The organism is Thermodesulfovibrio aggregans (genome assembly GCF_001514535.1).
GTDB lineage: Bacteria > Nitrospirota > Thermodesulfovibrionia > Thermodesulfovibrionales > Thermodesulfovibrionaceae > Thermodesulfovibrio > Thermodesulfovibrio aggregans.
The window spans coordinates 1244516-1259241 of record NZ_BCNO01000001.1 but is presented as its reverse complement, the minus strand read 5'-3'; the positions used below and the strand labels follow the sequence as shown (position 1 = coordinate 1259241).

Sequence of the window (14726 nt, the reverse complement as noted above, 5' to 3'; positions counted from 1 at the left end):
GCCGGGATAGCTCAGCGGTAGAGCAGTCGATTCGTAATCGACCGGTCGTGGGTTCAAATCCCATTCCCGGCTTTAGTTTGTATGCCTATCTGCCACTTTTGTAGCACCGAAAGACTCGGGTTTTGTTACGGCAATATATCCTGAACCAACTATCATTTTAATTACTTCTTTCACAATGCCTCTTGTTGCTCCGTTTTTACCTACATCAAGATGAATTTCAACAGGTAAACGGGAAACTCCATTTTCTGAAAGTTTTTTTCTTAAAGTCTCTGCTACTTCAAGGCTGAGAGAAGCTTCGGTAAAAATTCTCAATTTTAAGTTATCCATTTTTTCGTACTTGATTCTTCTGTAAAAATATCTTCCACCGGCACCTTTTCTATGAATTATAATTGCAGTTACAAAAACAGTTTGCTCTCCTGGGAAAGAGTCACTCCCTACTATTAAATTGTATTGCCTGTCAGGTTGTTCTCTAACAAAATCTATTATTTTTTCAAAAACCTCTTGAAAAGTGAGAGCGCCGAATGTGGGACTTATAAAAACTGATTTTTTTATCGATTCAACTTCCATTGTTTTTATTTTACCAAAATTTTTTTCAAAGTTGACATATTTTAATCTCTGATGATATAAAAAACTATATTAACTTGCGGGCGTAACTCAGCGGGAGAGTGTCAGCTTCCCAAGCTGAAGGTCGCGGGTTCGAATCCCGTCGCCCGCTTTTTTATTGGAGGTAGTCTTGTCAACATTCAAAGAAGGCGATTTAGCTCTTTTGATAGATTCAAAGGGAAGAAAATATCTGGTAACTTTGAAAAAAGATACTCATTTTTCATTTCATAAAGGGAACATTTTTTATAATGAAATAATCGGTAAAACCTACGGAATTAAAATTAAATCATCTCATGGAGAAACTCTGACTGTTTTTCCCCCTACTTTGGAAGACTATGTTCTCAAAATGAAAAGAGGAGCTCAAATAATCTATCCAAAAGATATTTCAAGAATTATTACACTCCTTGATATTTTCCCTGGAGCAAAAGTATTTGAAGTTGGAACAGGCTCGGGAGCTTTAACCTTATATCTCTTAAGAGCTGTTGGAGAAAAAGGTAAGATTGTATCATATGAGAAAAGATTAGATTTTTATCAAACTGCAAAGGCAAATATTGAAAAATTTATTGCCAATGAATCGGCAGGACAGTTAGTTCTCTTAAATAAAGACATTGCTGAAGGCATTGAAGATTCAGACTTTGATAGAGCAATTATTGATCTTACAGAACCCTGGCTTTTTCTTGATAAAGTTGTAGAGGCTTTAAAACCTGGAGGAATTCTGGGATGTTATCTAACAACAGTTTTGCAAATCTACAGTCTAATGGAAGAATTTGAAAAAAACTTTTCTCAAAAACTTTACAAGGTCGGGATATTTGAGCTTTTTGAAAGAAACTGGGAAAAAGAAGGCTTAAGCCTGAGACCTGCTTTAAGAATGGTAGCTCACACAGGATTTATTGTTGTTTTTAGAAAACTTTCATGACTGTTAGATGTCTTCTCGTAAATCCCTGGATATATGATTTTGCTGCCTATAACTTCTGGGCAAGACCTTTAGGTTTACTGAAAATTGCTGAATTTTTAAGTCAATTTAATGTTGAGCTACTTTTTATAGACTGTTGCAACTCTTTCAAAATAAAAAAATACGGAACAGGAAAGTATAAATCAGAAGTTATTGAAAAACCTGAAATTTTAAAAGAGATACCTAAAAAATATAAACGATATGGATGCAGTAAGGAAGAATTTATTGAAAAATTAAACATTGCTGGTTCTGTTCACATTATTTTTGTAACATCCATTATGGCTTACTGGTGGTATGGAGTAAAAGAGGTTATAGAAATTCTCAAAGAAAAATTTAATCATATTCCGATTATTCTTGGAGGGATTTATGCAACTCTATATAAAGAACATGCACAGAAGAATATAGAGGCTGATTTTGTCTATGAGGGCCACGTAGATAAAAGGTTGATTGAAGTAGTTGAAAATTTTGGTCTTAAGCTTAAAAAAGTAAATAATAAGCCAAAATACTGGTGGCAGTTAAACTTTTACAAAGAAATGCCCTATGCACCAATTTTAACTTCAACAGGATGTCCTTTTAGATGTCCATACTGCGCTTCTTCATTATTATATAACTCCTTTGAACAGAGACAGATAGATGAGATAGTTTATGAGATTGAAGAGTTGTATAGACTTGGAGTGAGAGATTTTGCTTTCTATGATGATGCTTTACTATACAGAGCTGATTACCATATAAAACCTCTTCTTAAAAAAATAATCAACAAAAACTTACAACTGAGATTTCATACTCCAAATGGACTTCATGCTCGCTATGTTGACAGTGACCTTGCCTATTTGATGAGACAGTCAGGCTTTAAAACTATTAGACTAAGCCTTGAAACAGTAAACATAAAAAGGCAGATAGAAACAGGTGGAAAGGTTACCTCTGAAGAAGTTGAAAGAGCAGTTTTTTATCTTAAAGAAGCGGGATTTTCCTCTCAGGAAATAGGAGTTTACATAATGTATGGACTTCCCGGACAGAGCCTTGATGAAGTAAGAGCTGGGGTTGATTTTCTTAAAAAATTGAAAGTTCGGATTCATTTAACTGAGTTTTCACCAATTAAAGGAACCTATTACTGGCATGAGCTTGTAAAACTTGGTGTAATCTCTGAAGATTTAGATCCTATCTTGACAAATAATTCAATTTTTTCAGAGATTTATGCTGGATATTCAAAGGATGAACTAAGGAGATTAAAACTTGATGTTAATAACTTTAATCTGATACTATAACGTAATGTTTTATCCAGGAGGACTCAAATGGATGAAAAAAAATTAGCCGAAATAATGAGAACAGTTGTAAGAGAGGAAGTTAAAAATACTGTTAGAGAAGAAGTAAAAGCTGTTATTAAGGACGAAGTAAGAACTATTGTTAAAGAGGAATTGAAGACGGTTATTCAGAACGAAGTAAGAGCTATTGTTAAAGAGGAATTGAGGACGGTTATTCAGAACGAAGTAAGAGCTATTGTTAAAGAGGAATTGAGGACTGTTATTCAGGATCAAGTAAGAGCTATTGTTAGAGAGGAATTGAAGACGGTTATTCAGGATGAAGTAAGAACTATCGTTAAAGAGGAATTGAGGACGGTTATTCAAGCTCAAGTAAGAACCATTGTTAGGGAAGAATTGAAAATTGTTATTCAGCACGAAGTAAGAGCTGTCGTCAAAGAAGAAATTAAGGGATTAGCTGAAGATGTAGAGATACTGAAACAAGATGTAGGAATACTTAAACAAGATGTCGAGATACTTAAACAAGATGTAGGAATAATGAAACAAAAATTTACAAAACTCGAGCAGGAAGTTACTGAAATTAAGAAAGATATGGCTACAAAGGCTGAAATTATGAGCATGGAACAGAGATTTTCCTCTTCTCTTGAGAAATTAAGAGAAGCACTAAGACTTTCCATGTTAGAAGTTCACAGTGATTTGGAGGATATAAAGGTCAAACTAAAGATGTATGACTTTGATTTCTTACTCAAACAGAACGACCATCTTGCTGGAGTTCTAAAGGATGTACTTGAAGAAAGAAAGGCTCTATCGCAGAGAATGAAAGATTTTGAAGAAAGACTGAAAGCTCTTGAAGCAGCATAAATTGATAGCACTATTCTTTGCCACTCAGAGAGAATGCGAACTGATTGTTGAAAAATTAGATGATAAAAACTTTTTTTCTGTAAGAAGTATACCTTTTATAAAAGGTAAAATAAAAAACTCTGATTTAATTATATGTATCTCAGGAATTGGAAAAGCCTCGGCAAGTATATCCTCTGTAATTTGTTTTGAAAAATTCCCTATAAAAGGAGTTATTATCTCAGGAATAGCAGGTGCCTATCCTTCATCTGGACTTGAGATTGGCAGTATAGCAGTTGCAGAAAAAGAAATATTTGCTGACGAAGGATTACTGATAAAATGTGAGAATACCGATGATTCATTTATTTTCTTAAATTCTGAAGAATTTTCTCTTTATATGCCAGAGTTTTTAAATAATCTACCAAAAGGTGCATTTCTTACAGTATCCTGCTGCACTGGAAATCTCAAAAGAGCCAAATTTCTTGAGAAAAAATTCAATGCCATCTGTGAAAATATGGAAGGTGCAGCAGTAGCAAAGGTAGCACAGATTTACAAAACTCCCTGTATTGAAATAAGAAGTATCAGTAACATGGTTACTGATAGAGCAGAAACTTTGAGTTTCATGGAAGTATCAAAAGCATCCTTGATAGTTCAAAATTTTATTATTGAGCATTTTCACTTATTTGAACAGTCTTTTTAACTTCTGCAATAATTTTCTGAACACTCTCTTTCAGTTTTGTATAGTTGTCACCTGCATACTTTATGAAAGCTTCATAATGTTTTAAAGCATCATATTTTTTGTCCATTCTATAGTAAGATACAGCAAGATTATAATGAGTTTCAGGATTATCAGAATCAAACTCAAGAGCTTTTAGAAAAAATTCTACAGCCTTTTCATACTCATGTCTATTTAGGTGAACAAGTCCAATGTTGGCATAAGGAAGAGCAAAAGTACTATCAAGTTCAATGGCTTTTTTAAACTCCTCGATTGCCTCATCAAATTTGTTTAGATAAAAGAGAGCAAGTCCATAATTGTTATGAAGTTCCGGCAAATTTGGATTTTCTTGTATCAGCTCACTGTATATTTTGCAAGATTCCTCAAACTCTTTATATCTGAGCATTAAATTTGCTTCTTCAAATCTTTCTTCAAAGCCCAGCTTTTCCATAGTGTGAATTATATCAAATCTATTCAGGTTTTGTATACATATACCAAGGTTTTTCCTTAGATATATGAATACCACACAACTTTGCGACTGCATCAACTATTTGATTGGCACTGAATGGTCTCACAATAACATTATCAACCATTTTATCTTGAATCAGATTTATTATTTCCTGTTTTCCAGTATCAGTTGAAACTATCAAAAGGATTTTAATTTTTGATTTATCTCTTATTTTTTGTAAAAAAGGAGTTGTACTTTCACCATCAATCTGAGAATCAATTATAATACCGCAAAAATTTATATCTGACTCAAAAAGTTTTTCCATTTGATAGACATGATCAAAATATTGCGGTGATACTTCTGGAAGATCTTTTAATGCCCAGTTAATTGCATTTTTAATATCTTTTTGAACACATATAAGAACTCTTTTCTTCATTTTATCTCCTTTCCAATTATTTTTCCTAAAAAAACTAGAGCTTTCTGTATTCCTTCAGTTTTCAAAACTTCACTAAATTGAGATATATCTATTATAAAATAATCATTTTTCTTCTTTACAGTTACAATGAAAGTTTGTAAAAAACCATTCTCACTGAGCAAAACTTCCAAAGCATAGTCTTGTTCCTTTCTCCATATAGAAAAACATTTTAGATACAGACCGTCTTCAATTTTAAACTCCCTATGTGATAAAAATTCTACTTTTTCTTTGTTTACTAAAACTTTTACAGGATACAACTCAGTTACCTCCTTTATTTCATTAACTTCCAGGTTATAAGGCTCCTTTTCCTTTTTAAGAAATATGTCCCATATATCTTTGCCCGCTGAAAGCCATTTTTTTTCATACTTTGTTAAAGGTTCATTTATCGTGGGATTTGAAACACTTAGGGAAAAACAACTCAAAAGGGAAACTTCCTGTAGTGTAAACTCAACAAAAGAGTAATCGTCAGTTCTTATTTGAACTTCACCAGAGGGAATTAATTTTTTTGCATAAACATAAAGATTTTCTCTCTTTGTAAGCCTTCTTTCGGCATGAGATTTTTTAAACCATGGATCAGGATAATTCATTATTATTTTTTTTACACTTCTATCTTTAAATAAAAGCTGAAATGCCCAATAAGCATCAAGTCTGGTGCAGTAAATATTATCAATTTTTTTAAGACTGCACTTTTTTAAAAGTTTGTTTATAGATATCCATGATTTCTCAATTCCGAAAAATACTTCATCTCTGTTTTCCTCTGCGAGTTTAATTAAAAAATCACCGGAACCAAAGCCGATTTCAACTGTAAAGTTTTCAAAGGCAAGAGGCTTTTTTACTTTTCGCCAGTCAATGTAATAATGCCACATTTAAAACCTGAAAGGTGCAGGAACAAATGTAATTATAAAGATTAAAAACGATACCGCACCGACTATTTGTCTGCTTGATGAAAGTCTGTTTTCCCACAAAAGTATTGGAGGATGATCTAGACCAAGAAAAAGAAGAAGCAATGCCCATACAAGCCATCCATACCAGTAAAAAACTCCAAAAGCTGCAACTACAAATAAAGTAATTCTTGAAATATAAAAATGCCATCTTCCAAATAAAGCATAAGCAATGTGACCACCATCAAGCTGTCCTACAGGCAAAAGATTCATGGAAGTTACAAAAAGTCCTATCCATCCTGCAAAGGCAACAGAATGAAGCAAAACATCATGTCCCTCGGGAATATTTCCCAGTGTGAATTTCACAAGCAAAGAAAAAAGAATTGAGTCTCCAAGCATAAATAAATCTTCCTGTGTCGTTACAGGAATTATTTTTGACATTTTAAGTCCAATTATGCAGGCAATAAATGATAAAACAAAACCAACCAGTGGACCTGTTGCTCCAATGTCTATGAGTGCCTTTCTTGTGAAAATCGGTGATTTCATCTTTATAAAAGCTCCGAATGTGCCTATTATTGAAGGTGCTGGAATAAAATAAGGCAGTGTTGCCTTTGTGTTGTGTACCTTTGAGGCAAAGTAATGTCCCATCTCATGTCCAAGCAAAATTGTCATGATACTTATTGAAAATGGGTATCCTTCCCAGAGTCTAATTGGTTCTTTAAATAGATTTATCCCCTGCTGAAGGGCTCCTGCGAAAAGAGTTGTAAAAACTGTTGCAATAAAAAGAATTACATGTATTAAGTATTTCCTCACGAAACAATAACTCCTTTAAGGTCGTATTCATAGGCTTCAGTTATAAGCACTTTTGCCTTTTTGCCAGCCTTTAAATCCCCCGTATTCTCTAATATTACCACACCATCAATCTCTGGTGCATGACAATAAAGTCTTGCCATTGCCATATCAGCGTCAACATAATCTATCAGGGCATCATATTTTTTACCAACGAGTGCTCTATTTTTTTCAAGAGAGATAATTGCCTGCCTTGTCATAATCTCATCGTATCTTCTCTGTTTAACATTCTCAGGAATCTGTCCTTTTAAATTGAAGGCAGGAGTTCCCTCTTCTCTTGAGTATTTAAAAACACCTAAACGATCAAATTGAACCTCTTCAATAAAGTCAACGAGATTTTGAAATTCTTCTTCCTTTTCAGTAGGAAATCCTACAATAAAGGTACTTCTGAGTGTTACTCCAGGAATTGCTTCTCTAATTTGTCGAATCTTTCTTAAATACTCTTTCTTTGTACCTCTTCTTCCCATAAGTCTCAATATCCTTTCTTCACTGTGTTGCATTGGAATATCTAGATATTTAACAATTTTATCATTTTCTGCTACTGTTTGAATTAGAGTTTCATCAATGTCAGATGGATAAAGATAAAGGAGTCTTATCCAGAAATCTCCACTAATTGAGCATAAATCTTTAAGAAGATCTGGCAGCCTGTAACCTTTTAAATCCTTTCCATACTGAGTAATATCCTGAGCAACAAGGATTAACTCTTTTATTCCAGATAAAACAAAATCTTCAGCCTCCCTAATTATCTTTTCAGGCTCTATACTTCTAAATTTACCTCTAATAGAAGGAATAATACAGAAACTACATCTACGACTGCAACCATCAGCAATTTTGATATATCTATAACTTGGTGGTTCAACAGTATAAGAAAGGCTTTTAGAACCACCTTTAAAATCTTTAAACTGATTCATGAAGCTAACTATATTTTCTGTATCGTTCACCCCGAATAGAGCATCAATTTCTGGTATTTCTTTTTTCAGTTCTTCTTTGTATCTTTGAGAAAGACAACCAAATACAAAAAGTTTTCTATTTTCTTTAAATTTTGCTGCTGTGAGAATTTCATCTATTGATTCTTCTTTAGCATCATCTATAAAACAGCAGGTGTTTATAAAAATAAAATCTGCCTCTTTGAATTCTTCAACATAACAAAAGCCTTCAGAATTTAATGCGTCTATTAGATGCCTTGAATCAACTGTATTTTTTGGACACCCAAGTGTTATAACCATAAATTTTTTCATTTTAGAAATGCTGCCAGCCTTCTGGTTTTGTAGGAATTTTTCCTTTGGAAGGATCGACTAAGTATATCCCTTCCCCCTCAACTATTTTTCCTATTGGAATTAAGCCAACCTCTGTTGCATAAATTTTATCAGAAATCACAATAAGTTCATAGTCTTCTCCACCAGAAAGAATTAGTTTGAGTGGATCCATGTTAAATAATTTTGCTATCTCTTTTACCGCAGGATGAACAGGTATTTGGTCAACATAGATCTCTGCACCAACTTTACTCTCTTCACAAAGTCTATATAAATCAATAAGTAAACCATCACTGATGTCCATCATTGCCTTTGCTATATCTCTAAATTTGTCAGATTTTCTCGCAAAAGGCATTAAATGTCTTTGTAAAGCTTCATTTATTTCACTTTTACCATATGATATAATTTTTTCATTAAGGTCAAAGTATTTTGTTGATTTTACTTTTGCCCTATCCTCTTGGTTAAGACTTTTTAAGACATAATAGCCTGCTTGAGAAAGTCCAAGATAGGAAGTTATAAAAATCCGATCCCCTGCAGTTGCTCCTTTTCTTAAAATAGGTCTTTCAGTTTCTCCAACCGCAACTCCTGAAAGTATGACCTTTTCACTTCTACTCAAGTCTCCTCCAATCAAATAACCACCATAATAATTTAGAGCATCCTCAATACCATCAAATAAACTATCAATATCTTCTTCATTCGTAGTTACAGGAACTCCCAATGAAAACAAAAAGCCCTTAAAATCTCCACCCATTGCATAAATATCACTTACATTGACAGAAACAATTTTAAATCCAAGATGATAAAAGGAAGTGTAGCTCAAATCAAAGTGAACATCTTCAATCATCAAATCAGTTGTAAGTAATGCAGATTTCCTGAAAAGTAAAACAGCTGAATCATCTCCAATCCCTATCCCTTCAGTAAAAGGAAATTTATTTCTTATATACTTAACAAGTTCAAGTTCATCTTTTTTCATTTAGATTTAGCTGCTACTGTTTGCTTTCTATCTCTTGTTTTAGCTTTTGAAAAAACATGTTTTAAAACTTCATCCATAGATTCAACAAGAATAAATTTCATACCTTCTTTTACATATTTGGGCAACTCTTCAAGATCCTTTTTATTCCTTTTTGGTATGATAACAGTTTTTATGCCCATTCTCTTTGCAGCAAGTACTTTTTCCTTAAGTCCTCCAATTGGAAGTACTCTTCCCCTTAATGTAATCTCACCTGTCATTGCAACATCTTTTCTCAATGGTTTACCGGTGAAAACTGAGGCAATTGCTGAAGCCATTGTAATTCCTGCAGATGGACCATCCTTAGGGATAGCACCGGCAGGAACATGAATATGTAAATCCATTGTGCTGAAAAGCTTTTCATCTATATTTAATTCCTTTGCCTTTGATTTTACATAGCTTAACGCTGCCTGAGCAGACTCTTTCATAACATCTCCAAGCTGTCCTGTAAGAATCAGGTTACCCTTCCCTTTCATAATTGTTGCCTCAACATAGATAACATCTCCGCCTGCCTCTGTCCACGCAAGACCTGTTGCAACTCCAACCTCTTCTTTTTTAAGTTCCTCCTCAGGAAGATACTTGGGTGCACCAAGAAATTTGGATACTTTTTGAGGTGTTATATAAAACTTTTTCTTTTTCCCTTCTGCAATGTATTTAGCTACTTTTCTGCAAAGATTTGCTATCTCTCTTTCAAGATTTCTTACTCCTGCCTCCCTTGTGTAATGGGTAATTATATATCTTATTGCCTTATCACTGATTTTCATTATTGAAGAACTGAGCCCATGTTCTTCAAGCTGTTTTGGAATTAGATATTTTTTGGCAATTTGAAGTTTCTCTTCCTCTGTGTAACCTGAAAGATAAATAATCTCCATTCTATCCCTTAAAGCTGAGGGAATTGTATCAGCAACATTTCCGGTGCATATAAACATAACGTTGCTTAAATCAAAGGGAACAGCAAGATAGTGGTCAACAAAACTATTGTTTTGTTCAGGATCAAGCACTTCAAGAAGTGCTGAAGAAGGATCTCCTCTAAAGTCCATTCCAAGTTTATCTATTTCATCAAGCATAAATACAGGATTATTTGTCCCAGCCTGCCTGATTCCCTGAATTATTCTACCAGGTAGAGCACCAACATAGGTCCTTCTGTGTCCTCTTATTTCTGCCTCATCTCTTACTCCACCAAGAGAAATTCTAACAAACTCTCTTCCGAGAGCTTTTGCAATTGAACGTCCTAAGGATGTCTTTCCAACTCCTGGAGGACCTATAAAGCAAAGAATCGGTCCTTTCATTTTCTCTTTTAATTTTCTCACGCTTAGATACTCAAGTATTCTCTCTTTAACTTTTTCAAGATCATAATGGTCTTTATCAAGAACTTCTTTTGCCGCTTTTATATCAAGCCTGTCTTGAGTTGACCGTGACCATGGCAGTTCTGTAAGCCACTCAAGATATGTTCTAACAACCGCTGACTCAGCAGCTTCAGGATGCATTCTTTCAAGTCTTTTAAGCTGTTTTTCAGCTTCTTCTTTAACTTTTTCAGGCATTTTTGCTTCTTCAATCTTTTTTCTAAATTCATTTATCTCTTCAGCCTTTTCATCAATATCTCCAAGCTCTTTTTGAATTGCCTTAAGCTGTTCTCTTAAAAAATATTCCCTCTGCGTTCTATCAATCTCATCTTTTGCTTCTTTTTTAATCTTTTGCTGAATCGTAAGTAGTTGAATTTCTCTGTTAAGAATTTCTCTTACTTTATTTAATCTTTCAAAAGGATCTGTAATTTCAAGTATTTGCTGTGCTTCAGAACTCTTTAATCCAAGATTTGAAGCAATAAGGTCTGCAAGTCTTCCTGGTTCATCAATATTTTCAATTATAACCATAGCGTCTGGAGGTATGTTTTTACCAAGTGATATGGCTTTTTCAAGCTGTTCCTTAACTGTTCTTACCATTGCTTCATGTTCAAGAGTAATTTCTTTTAGCTGAATATCTTCAATTCTCTCTATTTTTGCAAGATAAAAACCTTCTGATTGAGAAAACTCTATTGCTTTTGCCTTGGAAAGCCCTTGAACAAGAATTTTTAATCTTCCATCAGGAAGTCTTAACATTCGCATGATCATGCATATTGTCCCAATATTGTAAAGATCCGAAGGTTCAGGAATTTCAATATTAAAATCTTTCTGAGTAAGCAAAAGAATAAGCCTATTTGTATTCAAAGCATGCTCAACAGCTTTAACAGAAATATCTCTACCAACAAAAAGAGGAATTATCATATACGGAAAAATTACAATGTCTCTTACTGCAAGAACAGGAAGTTGTTCAGGAATCTCTATTTCTTTATTGTCCTGTTTTTCGTTGTTTTGTTCATTGTTTTGTTCTTTATCTTCTTTTTTTATCTCATCCATTTTTTCCTCCTACTGGGAATAAAATTTTTAATATTTATTTTAATTTTAACAGTTTTTGGAAAAATTTTGGCATTTTTCGAAAAATTTTTAACAAATTGAACTTGAAAGTTTTTCTTTAAGAAACGCTTTAAAATTAGAGGAAATTTCAGGATCTTTTAAGGCGAATTCTACTATTGTTTTTAAATAACCAAGCTTTTCTCCTGCATCATACCTTTTTCCTTTAATTACCACCCCGTATATCTTTGTTTCATTTAAAAGCAGTCTTAAAGCATCAGTTAGTTGAACTTCTCCTTTTTTATCAGGTTTTACCTGTTCAAGATATTTAAATATTTGAGGTGTTAAAATATATCTACCTATTATTGCAAAGTTGGAAGGTGCATCCTGAGGCTTGGGTTTTTCTACTAAATTATCAATAACATAATATCCATTAATCTTTTTACCTGAAACTATTCCATACCTTGAAACTTCACTCAGAGGAACCTCTTCAAGAGCTATAACTGGAGCTTTTTTATCTTCATAAATCTTGAGCATCTCATTTAAAAGAGGATAGTCAGGATCAATTAAATCATCACTGAGAATTACCACAAAAGGTTCATCTTTAACAAATGACCTGGCACACAAAATAGCATCTCCAAGACCCTTTGGTTCTTTCTGCCTTATAAAAACAAAGTTGTAATTTTCAAAACTATTAATTTTCTCAACAAGATCATATTTTCCTGAAGCCTTAAGCCTTTCTTCCAATTCATAGGCTTTGTCAAAATGATCTTCAATCGCTCTTTTGTGTTTTCCTGTAATGAATAAAAATTCCTCAATTCCTGCTTTTATTGCCTCTTCTACAGCATATTGAATAAGAGGTTTATCTATTATAGGAAGCATTTCTTTTGGTGATGCCTTTGTTGCTGGAAGAAATCTTGTACCAAGACCTGCCACAGGAAGGACTGCTTTTTTAATCACTATAACCTCCAGACAAAAATAAATGCCGGAGACGAGACTCGAACTCGTACGGAGGTCGCCCTCCGAGGGATTTTAAGTCCCTTGCGTCTACCAGTTCCGCCACTCCGGCTATATTTAAGATACAAAAAAAATCAAAGTTTATTCAAGTCCCTTACTCAAGTATTGCTCCTTTGTCAGCTGAGCTTACCATTCGAGCATATCTTAAAAGGTATCCCTTCTTTATCTTTGGTTTTGGTGGCTTCCACTCTTTAGCTCTCTTTTTAAGTTCGCTTTCTGAAAGTTTAACCTCAAGCTTTCTTTTGGGAATATCAATTAAAATTCTGTCACCATCTTTCAACAAAGCAATAGGACCTCCCTGAGCTGCCTCTGGTGAGACATGTCCAATACATGGTCCTCTGGTTCCTCCTGAAAATCTTCCATCAGTAATCAAAGCAACAGATTCATTAAGTCCCATTCCAGTGATCGCACTTGTTGGAGAAAGCATCTCCCTCATTCCAGGACCACCAGAAGGTCCTTCGTATCTTATTACAATTACATCTCCTTCTTTGATTTTTCCATCAAGAATTGCTTTCATTGCATCTTCTTCAGAGTCAAAACACCGGGCAGTTCCTTCAAATTTAAGCATTTTTGGCGAGACAGCAGTTTGCTTAACCACCGCACCATCAGGTGCAAGATTTCCTTTAAGAATCGCCACTCCTCCTTCTTTATGATAGGCTTTTTCAATTGGACGAACTACATCTTCATCAAAGATCTGAGCTTTTCTGGCAATCTCTTTTATGTCAATGCCTGAAACTGTTGGATTTGAATAGATTTTATCTTTAAGTCTATGAAGAACAGCAGGAATACCACCAGCTCTGTAAAGGTCTTCCATGTAATGTTCTCCTGAGGGAATTATGTTTACAATGTGAGGAGTTTTTCTGCTTACTTCATCAAAAATCTCAAGAGGAAGTTCAATTCCTGCCTCATTGGCAATAGCTTTTATATGAAGCACTGTATTGGTGGAGCCACCGAGTGCCATGTCAACTGTAATGGCATTGTAGAAAGCTTCTTTTGTAAGTATTTTTCTTGCTGTAATTCTATTTTTGACCAGTTCAACAATTTTTACACCGGTTTCAAAAGCAAGCCTGCGCTTTTCAGACATGACTGCCGGAGTTGCTCCAACACCTGGAAGGCTCATTCCAAGTGCTTCAGTTATACATGCCATAGTATTTGCCGTGTACATTCCCTGACAGGAACCAGCAGTTGGACATGCACATAGTTCAAGTGCTTGAATGTCCTGTTCTGTCAAAAGTCCTTTTTTAAACTTTCCAACAGCTTCAAAGGTATCAGTAGTAAGGTTTCTTCTCTGACCCTTATAGTATCCTGCAAGCATTGGTCCTGCTGTAAGCACTATTGCGGGAATATCAAGCCTTGCAGCAGCCATGAGCATTCCTGGGGTGATTTTATCACAGTTTGTAAGAAGCACTATTCCATCAAACTGATGAGCTTCAACAATGCATTCAATTATATCTGCAATTAGCTCTCTTGATGGCAGAGAATACTTCATTCCCTTATGTCCCATCGCAATTCCGTCACAAATTCCAGGGATGCCAAAGAAAAATGGATAGCCCCCGCCAGTATGAATTCCTTTTTCTATAAATCTTCCCAGTTCATTCATTGAAATATGTCCGGGTATTATGTCGGTAAAACTTGTTGCAACGCCGATAAATGGTTTTTTCATCTCTGATTTTGGTATCCCTGTTGCATAGAGGAGAGCTCTGTGAGGAGTTCTTTCAAGACCTTTTTTTATACTGTCACTTCTCACTGAGTTGCCTCCTTTGCAAGTTTGGATTTGTATTGTCTTATCATTTCAGCCATTTTATCTTTTTTGTAAAGTTTTTCTTTCTGCATTCTTTTTTTCTCAATTTCCTCTTCGGGAGTTAGATAAGGTTTTTTGTTCATCTCGTCAAGAAGACTGTCAAGATGCCTGTGTTCCTCGTAAAGCTTACGAAATTCTTCATTTTCTCTTTTGAGAACTTCAATGATCTCTTCTTCTCTCATGGAACACCTCCTAAGGAATGTTTTTTAAATTTTACAACAAATGGTAAAAAATTGGTAA

Annotated in this window: 15 protein-coding genes and 3 tRNA genes; 6 read left to right on the top strand and 12 right to left on the bottom strand. The window is 34.4% G+C overall.

Going from position 1 to position 14726, the window contains the following annotated elements; genetic code table 11:
• Positions 1–72: transfer RNA gene (locus tag TAGGR_RS06435), tRNA-Thr, on the top strand.
• Here the strand turns inward: TAGGR_RS06435 and TAGGR_RS06430 are convergent.
• Positions 73–567: a ribonuclease H-like YkuK family protein gene (locus TAGGR_RS06430; RefSeq protein ID WP_059176494.1), complete on the bottom strand. Its 495-nt coding sequence runs from the start codon at positions 565–567 to the stop codon at positions 73–75.
• 76 nt (positions 568–643) lie between these two features.
• On the opposite strand from TAGGR_RS06430, the gene TAGGR_RS06425 reads away from it, so the two are divergent.
• The 5 genes from TAGGR_RS06425 (at position 644) to TAGGR_RS06405 (ending at position 4351) form a co-directional block, all read left to right on the top strand.
• Positions 644–715, top strand: a tRNA-Gly gene (locus tag TAGGR_RS06425).
• A gap of 18 nt (positions 716–733) precedes the next feature.
• Complete coding sequence (locus TAGGR_RS06420; protein ID WP_059176493.1) at positions 734–1519, top strand: tRNA (adenine-N1)-methyltransferase; 786 nt, start codon at positions 734–736, stop codon at positions 1517–1519.
• Complete coding sequence (locus tag TAGGR_RS06415; protein ID WP_059176492.1) at positions 1516–2820, top strand: B12-binding domain-containing radical SAM protein; 1305 nt, start codon at positions 1516–1518, stop codon at positions 2818–2820. The genes TAGGR_RS06420 and TAGGR_RS06415 overlap by 4 nt, the downstream gene beginning before the upstream one ends.
• A 27-nt stretch (positions 2821–2847) precedes the next feature.
• The gene (locus tag TAGGR_RS06410) at positions 2848–3675 is read left to right on the top strand and encodes a hypothetical protein (protein WP_059176491.1); all 828 of its coding nucleotides are present in this window, start codon (positions 2848–2850) and stop codon (positions 3673–3675) included.
• Entirely contained in the window at positions 3662–4351 is a 690-nt protein-coding gene (locus tag TAGGR_RS06405; protein ID WP_082673578.1) for a phosphorylase family protein, read from the top strand. The genes TAGGR_RS06410 and TAGGR_RS06405 overlap by 14 nt, the downstream gene beginning before the upstream one ends.
• Here TAGGR_RS06405 and TAGGR_RS06400 read toward each other — a convergent pair.
• The 11 genes from TAGGR_RS06400 to TAGGR_RS06350 all read right to left on the bottom strand — a co-directional run bounded on the left by TAGGR_RS06400 (position 4314) and on the right by TAGGR_RS06350 (position 14668).
• Positions 4314–4817, bottom strand: a complete 504-nt coding sequence (locus TAGGR_RS06400) for a tetratricopeptide repeat protein (RefSeq protein WP_059176489.1) — start codon at positions 4815–4817, stop codon at positions 4314–4316. The genes TAGGR_RS06405 and TAGGR_RS06400 overlap by 38 nt on opposite strands.
• Positions 4818–4836: 19 nt before the next feature.
• Positions 4837–5250: a response regulator gene (locus TAGGR_RS06395; protein WP_059176488.1), complete on the bottom strand. Its 414-nt coding sequence runs from the start codon at positions 5248–5250 to the stop codon at positions 4837–4839.
• Positions 5247–6155 carry a tRNA (guanosine(46)-N7)-methyltransferase TrmB gene (gene trmB, locus TAGGR_RS06390; protein ID WP_059176487.1) on the bottom strand — a complete coding sequence of 303 codons (909 nt, stop codon included), beginning with the start codon at positions 6153–6155 and terminating at the stop codon, positions 5247–5249. Before trmB ends, TAGGR_RS06395 begins: the two co-directional genes overlap by 4 nt.
• The gene (locus tag TAGGR_RS06385) at positions 6156–6983 is read right to left on the bottom strand and encodes a site-2 protease family protein (protein WP_059176486.1); all 828 of its coding nucleotides are present in this window, start codon (positions 6981–6983) and stop codon (positions 6156–6158) included. It abuts the gene before it with no gap.
• Complete coding sequence (rimO, locus tag TAGGR_RS06380; RefSeq protein ID WP_059176485.1) at positions 6980–8257, bottom strand: 30S ribosomal protein S12 methylthiotransferase RimO; 1278 nt, start codon at positions 8255–8257, stop codon at positions 6980–6982. Before rimO ends, TAGGR_RS06385 begins: the two co-directional genes overlap by 4 nt.
• Before the next feature lies 1 nt (position 8258).
• Positions 8259–9245, bottom strand: a complete 987-nt coding sequence (gene thiL, locus TAGGR_RS06375; protein ID WP_059176484.1) for a thiamine-phosphate kinase — start codon at positions 9243–9245, stop codon at positions 8259–8261.
• Complete coding sequence (lon, locus tag TAGGR_RS06370) at positions 9242–11674, bottom strand: endopeptidase La (protein WP_059176483.1); 2433 nt, start codon at positions 11672–11674, stop codon at positions 9242–9244. Before lon ends, thiL begins: the two co-directional genes overlap by 4 nt.
• 87 nt (positions 11675–11761) lie before the next feature.
• Positions 11762–12628, bottom strand: a complete 867-nt coding sequence (gene galU, locus TAGGR_RS06365) for a UTP--glucose-1-phosphate uridylyltransferase GalU (protein ID WP_153000465.1) — start codon at positions 12626–12628, stop codon at positions 11762–11764.
• A 23-nt stretch (positions 12629–12651) separates the two neighbouring features.
• Positions 12652–12737 (bottom strand) — tRNA-Leu (locus tag TAGGR_RS06360).
• A gap of 42 nt (positions 12738–12779) precedes the next feature.
• A complete protein-coding gene (gene ilvD / locus TAGGR_RS06355; protein ID WP_059176482.1) occupies positions 12780–14432 on the bottom strand; it encodes a dihydroxy-acid dehydratase in 1653 nt (550 codons plus the stop codon).
• The gene (locus tag TAGGR_RS06350) at positions 14429–14668 is read right to left on the bottom strand and encodes a DUF465 domain-containing protein (protein WP_059176481.1); all 240 of its coding nucleotides are present in this window, start codon (positions 14666–14668) and stop codon (positions 14429–14431) included. Before TAGGR_RS06350 ends, ilvD begins: the two co-directional genes overlap by 4 nt.
• Positions 14669–14726: the final 58 nt, after the last annotated feature.